The sequence below is a fragment of the Calditrichota bacterium genome (genome assembly GCA_013151735.1).
Classification (GTDB): Bacteria; Zhuqueibacterota; JdFR-76; order JdFR-76; family BMS3Abin05; genus BMS3Abin05.
Genome location: JAADHR010000089.1, coordinates 23,907 through 30,354, shown reverse-complemented (window position 1 = coordinate 30,354; position 6,448 = coordinate 23,907). Strand labels below are relative to the sequence as shown.

The window sequence follows — 6,448 nt, the reverse complement described above, 5'->3', positions numbered from 1 at the left end:
TAGGCCACGTCCAGGCCGTCTTTGGTGGTAAGGTCCCAGGCCTCCGAGCCGTCGAAAATGGGGCTGTTGTGCTCCAGGGTTTTCACCAGATAGCCCCGCATGGTAAAAATCTTGATCGTGCACTTTTGCGGCAGGTGAATAAATTCAATCTTTCGCTCACCCCGCCCGGATTTGTAGAAATTCTGCGGTTCCCACGATGCCGTGACCACATAGGGATTGGGCACAACCGCGATGTTGGCCAATTCTGCCGAAGCCTTCTTAGAGTCAATGTGAGGAGCCGTCACGGTAAACGTGTACACATCGTTTCGAGTAAAGGGTTTCTTCGTGTGCACCAAAAACACGTCGCCTTTGTCCGGCGGATGGATATCCACCCGGGTTGTGTCGTAGGTAAACACCGAATCCTGTACCACGATGGTGGTGTCACGCCCGTTCAGCACCGTGTCGATCGAGATTGTCTGAATATGGCTGAAGGTCGAATCGATCAGAATGGAATCCGGTTTGGTGAAGGTGACGGAATAGGTGGTCGTCATGCCAGAATTACCCTTTAGAAAGATTACCTGATCTCCGGGTGACCAGGCCTTGTTTTTATCCTGATCCAGAATCACAAACCGAACCTCCTCGTTTGTCACCACATTCCACACATCAAACGGCGCCATAATGCCGTTTTTGCGGGCATCCTCGCGGGCAGGTGTTCCTTCCGGTCCCTGAAACCGGACCTCGTAATCGTAGGGGTAATTTTTACTTCCCTTAAAAATGCGGACATCCGCCTTGTAATTACAGGTTCCTTCAATCCAGGTGCTCTTTTCTGTGTCCAGACGAAGGGGATCATCCTGAACCACGACTTGCAAGCCGTCGAAAAACGGATTGAAAATTTCACTGTTCAAATAAATAGACTGATATAACGGGAAATACCGGTAATGAATGTCGTACGTGTCACCCAGCTGCATTCTGGATGTGGCGGGTAAAATGCGTACGTTGCCTGCACTGTAATTGATTTCAAAATCCGTCCCCTCGGTAAATGTGGTGGCTCCATCCTGGTCGGTTACGGAAACGCTTCCCTTTTGCAGGTGCTGGTGATTGAGATTAACCCAGTTTGAATCGGCTGTAAAGGGTTCTGTAAAAAGATGCTTGTTGAGAACCGAGTAAGATTTACGCACATTTTGAGGTTGAATCAGGGTTGTATCGTCAAAACTGATTTCGTATTCCCAGTTATCGGGCAATTGGGTGGGGTCGATAATCTTTGCGGCTACCTGTCCGGTTGCAACCCCTTGTGCGTGAACCATCCGGTTGTTGTCCAGCTGAAAATCTTTCGGTGGAATGTATCCGGCGGCCGGCGCCTGAGGGGTGACCACAACGGTGTTGACGTCAGTTCCCGTAACGACTCCCACGGCATTCACCATGATGCGCTTGCTGCATTCCGAAGGGTTGATGGGCTGGAGATTTTCAATCGAACTAATTCCGCGATCGTAAAAATCTTTGTCGTACCCCTGGTCGTACGAACACACGGCGTAGTAGTAGGTTTGACCGTTTTCCACTGTCGTATCCGTCCAGGAGTAACGCAGACCCGAATCGGTTCCCATATTGAATTGCAATCCGTTGTAGCCAATGGGATGCGGGCCCTTGAGCCCGTCGATTTTATCGAATTGAGCAATCGGCTTGTTGAAGGTCCTATTTCCGTAGGCATCGGTGATGATCCAGCTTTCCAGGAACGACGGGTCCGTGCTGCGGTAAATGGTGTAGCCCTCAAAATCGTAGCCGTAAATCGGATCGCGGGAGCTTTCAGCGATTTTATCCCAGTACAGTGTGACTTTGTGGTCGCCTGCCACGGCTGTGACGTGAGGTTTAAGCGGCGGCTTGGCAAAATTGTAGTCGGCGTCGTAAATATTTTGCATGGTTACGGCATTTCGCAGAATGTCGTCCAGGTCCTCGCCAAAAAGCATGGCTACGGCAAATTTGCGGCGTTCGCCCACTTTCAGCGGGAAATAACCCGATCCGTAAAGAAATGTAATGTCGGTTTTTTGTTTTGGGACTTCAAAGGCACCGGGCACGGTTTGCTGCCACACCTTTTCATCATCTTTCAGGTCGATGTTCGGCCAGGTGGCGGCGGCAAAACTGGTTAATCCAATCTGATCCGATTCGTCGTTGTCGGTGTATTCAAAATTGGGCTCGCCGTCATCGGGTTGACCGTTTCCCTCTGTGCCGTCCGGGTCGGGTCCGGTGTAGCCGGGATCTGCCGGGCCGATTCCATCCGTGCCTACATCGTCGGTCAGCGGATTCCAGTCGTGATCGTTGTCGATGCCGTCCCACTGACTTTCGTCGATCATGCCGTCTTCATCATTGTCGATACCGTCAAAGGGGTTGCCGGGTGATTCCAGAAATTTCCACCCGAAATAGGCTGTGGGCCCGCCCCAGGCGCCTTTGTCGTCGTGATCCCACTGATACACGATGTCATTTTTTTTGTCGAACCAGGAGTCGTCGTCGCGCTGATCACCGTCGTCGCCAATGTCGGCATCGCCGTACATGCCGAAGATCATCTTTTTGTAATCGGTTTTTCCTTTGTTTGTGATCCAATAGGTCCAGATAATAATGTCCTCGGCAGCCACCTGCACCCACTGGTACCCGCGCACCTCGATTTCGAGGGCGAGACCGCGTTTGGAAGAATCGCTGGGATCGGGGTAGAAATCAAACTCACTATTGGGATAATCGTCCATGCGGTAGTAGGATTCCTGATCGGCCCGGGCGTATTTCCCGTACTGACCGTCCCAATGCCCGTCCCACGTGTGGTCTTTATCCGGCCAGTGAGACGGCCAGGAGATGGAATCGTCGCTCATGGCGATGTGATCCTGATTGGGATTGGCATAGCCGGCGATGGGCTCGAACTGCCACCGCTTGCCTTCGGGAGACACATCGGCATGGCCGAAATCCGGAAGCCCGTCACTGAAAATGTGGCGAATGATTCCCTTGGCGTCGGTTACCTCAGCGCCAATAACGGGCGTAAACTCAGCAAAGTAACTGTGCCCGGAGCCCTTGGGGTACACCCCGGATTCCACACGACGTCCCCCTGTCCAGTCGCCAATACCGCCCCAGTTGTAGAAAATCGTGTAGATTTTATTGGCATCGTGATGGCCGATTTTCTGGTCCTCCCGGCCTTTTGCTTTTTGCAGGGATTTTTTCCCGGTTCCCGCGGCAAAGAGTACACCCGGAATCAAAAGAACAATTAAAAGAAGTATACGTTTAAAGTGAATATTTTGTGACTTCACAGAATAACCTCCGTTTATTTTAGCCCACGAATTTTCACAAATCAAAAAGTAGCCGTTTGATTATTACCCACGAATTTTCACAAATTTAAAAAACAGCCGTACGGCCGGCAGCCTAAAAATAGACCACGATGCCCGTCTTCACTTCCCTCGGTGCGGAAAAATAATCCGGGCGCGTGAGGTAGTCTTTAAGTGTGTTGGGGAAACGGGTATCCCCCGTGTATTGCGGAACCAGGGTGTATGTGGCCCGCCCCGTATCGGTGTACACCAACAGCTCATTTTTTCGATCGAGTAAATTGTAAATCAGCAAAAACAGGGACGTACGAAGCCCCTTGAATGCAAAATCGTAATGAGCGCGCAAATCCACATTTAATGTCATGGGCTTGCGTTCGCTGTTCTCGAAGGAGGTCCGCTGGCCCTGGTACGTCGGCGTGTAAGGCAGGCCGCTTCCGTACTGGCCAATTAAACTCACACCCCACTTTTGCGGGTCGCTGATGGTCACGGATCCGTTCAGCGTGTGCGTTTGATCCCACGCCAAGTAAATCAGCTGCTTTTCCGGTTCGCGTCCGCTGGCCACATCGTAAAAAACGGAATTGGGGTCCGAAGCATTTCCCTCGGCCACGCCATAGGTGTAGTCAATTTGCCCGGACAGGTAATTTGAATAGTTCTTTCGTAATGTGAGCGTAATGCCCCGAATGTTTCCGTAATCGCGATTCACGTACAAGGCGTAGCGATCACCGCCCGCGTAGGTTTCGATGATTTGCGTCCCCAGCAGATTTCGGACATCTTTGTAGTAACCGGTTATGTCGATGGCGATGTCAGACGTCAATTGCTGTTGAAGCCCGATCTCGTAGCTCACCGTGCGCTGGGGTTCCAGATTGGCGTTTCCGATAAGTGAACTCAATCCGCCCGTCACCTCAAAATCCGGGTTCGTGTAGAGATAGGAGTAGGGTGGAATCTGCAAAAAGTGCCCGTAGGAAAAGTGAATCACTCCTTGATCGGTGATGGGATACGCAATTCCGATCCGGGGACTAATCTGAGTTTTGGAACTGGCATCTTTGAACCAATAGGTTCGGCGCTTTTCAAGGGGGTCGGCCCGGTGCTCCGGCTTGAGCGGCTGGGTAATGTTGGGGTCTCTTGGATCGGCCAGCACCTTTCCATCGGGATTAAACCGTTCGTACCGTACACCCACATTCACAATCATGTCCTTTAATTCAATTTTGTCCTGAATAAAATAGGCCAACTCTGTGGGATGGTGAACGTATCGGTTGTGTGATGGCGAGTCAAATCCCGGAACCTGCGGTTTCCAGTGGGTTTGCCAGTCCAAACGAATCGTAAAGGCTTCGTAAAAAAGACGGTTCCAACGGTATTCCAACCCGGTCTTTATTTGATGATTTCGGTTGATCTGGCTCGTCAGCTCTAATTTGTACACGTGAGTAAGGGTATTTCGGTAAAAATGGTTCATGTTTTGCCCCCCGGTGTAAAACCGATACCCGGACGAGCTGTAAAACCGCCGGGGACTCACGTACCGGGGATCCGTGGGATTTTCGTACACGTAGTGATGGTAACCGTTTGAAAAATTGGAGTATTTGAAGGAATAAAATGTATTGGGCGACAGCATATGGTTCAGGGTGAAAATATTGGTAAACTGTGACTGGAAACGCTTGAGATTTCCGTCCGGATCCAGTTTGAATTTGTGACTGTAGGTTTGATACCGATTTTGATTAAGGAATCCGGTGTAAGTCAATTTTATGGAAGGGGAAATCCGGTACGAGAGTTTTCCCTGTCCCGAAAATTTTGTAAAGGGATTCATCGATACCCAGGCTCCGTCGCCGCTTTCCTGAATTTTCCACTGGCTGGTGTCCGGCGAATCGAAAAAACTGGAATCGGCGGGCAGAAAACGGCGAATCCCGTACAGGTACCCTTCATTATAAAAATACCGTCCGGAGGTGAAAAAGGTCAGGCGTTTGTGAGTGGCTGGAACCGGGCCGCTAAAAGAAAATTCTCCGTCCTGAATACTGAGCGGATTTACGGCATCAATGTGGTTAAAAAGGTCTGAGTGGGTGCTGACATAATCTCCGAGATAGACAGAAACGCTTCCCTTGTAGCGGGAGGTACCCTCTTTTGTCACAATATTAATAATTCCCGACATGGCCTGCCCGTATTCCGCATTGAAGGTGCCGCTAACCACCTGCAATTCCTGGATGGCGTTTTTCTCTACGGTAATAGCCGCCGATACACCGTAAGGATCGGTGATCGAAACACCGTCCACCATGTAGGCCACTTCGCCGGAGCGTCCGCCGCGCACGTGCAGAGCGCCTCCGGGACTTTTTACAAAGCCCGCCTGCAATTCCAGTACCTGAGAAACCGATTCCACCGGCATTTGCTCGATGTCCTTGGCATCAACAATGGATTGAGTGGACGTAATATCCTTTTGAATCATCGGCCGTGTGGCGGTTACGGTTACACTTTTCCCCAATTTAAGCACCGTGGGACTGAGTTCAATAGGAAGGCGGGTGGTTAAGTCCACACGCACCCGGACGTCCTTTATGCGAAGTGTGGTGTAACCCATCATCCGGGCGAGCAGGGTGTACCGGCCGGGAGGGACATTGATGATTGAAAAATAGCCCCTGGCATCGGTTGCCGCCCCAATCTGAGTGCCCTCCAGCAGAATATTTACGCCCGGCAGTGGTTGTCCGTTTGTGGCATCTTTAACCGTTCCCACGATTTTGCCGGTGGTTCCTGCCCAAAGCGATACGGGCAATAGAAATAATAAAATAAGGGACAGAAAAACAGGAAGCCGCATTTTCATTGAAGAAATCCTCCTTGGAAAACAAAAAGATAATTGTATTCAAAGAATTGAGATGTGTTTAATGTGTCCGAAAATTCTTTTTGAGGAAAGCCAATCCCCGGAAGCAAAAAGTTTTCATCAAATATAACGAACCTGCCTGCTGAAGTCAAGGAGAAAAACAGCGTGAGAGATAAAAAAATGGGGCAGGAGGTTTCACGAGCGTAAAATTAAAAAAGCCTGTCAGAGAATCTGACAGGCTTTAAGTTTTTCAAAAGCGATCTTATTTCATCAAAACCATTTGGCGGGTGCTCTTGAAATTGTTGACGTGCATGGAGTAATAATACACGCCGGAGGTAACCCGTACGCCGGCATCGTTGGTGGCATCCCAGGTTACTTTGTA

At 50.3% G+C, this 6,448-nt stretch carries 3 protein-coding genes; all 3 read right to left on the bottom strand.

Annotated elements, in window-relative coordinates; all coding sequences use genetic code 11:
* The coding region (locus GXO76_06185; GenBank protein ID NOY77443.1) for a hypothetical protein at positions 1-3,260 on the bottom strand (3,260 nt) is incomplete at its 3' end.
* A 112-nt stretch (positions 3,261-3,372) separates the two neighbouring features.
* Positions 3,373-6,069: a TonB-dependent receptor gene (locus GXO76_06180; protein ID NOY77442.1), complete on the bottom strand. Its 2,697-nt coding sequence runs from the start codon at positions 6,067-6,069 to the stop codon at positions 3,373-3,375.
* 259 nt (positions 6,070-6,328) lie between these two features.
* Positions 6,329-6,448, bottom strand: a 120-nt coding sequence (locus tag GXO76_06175) for a hypothetical protein (GenBank protein NOY77441.1), incomplete at its 5' end; no start/stop codon positions are given.

What these genes read in the sequence shown, in the direction of transcription:
- GXO76_06180 (NOY77442.1), bottom strand. Translation starts at nt 6,069, where the DNA reads ATGAAAATGCGGCTTCCTGTTTTTCTGTCCCTTATTTTATTATTTCTA.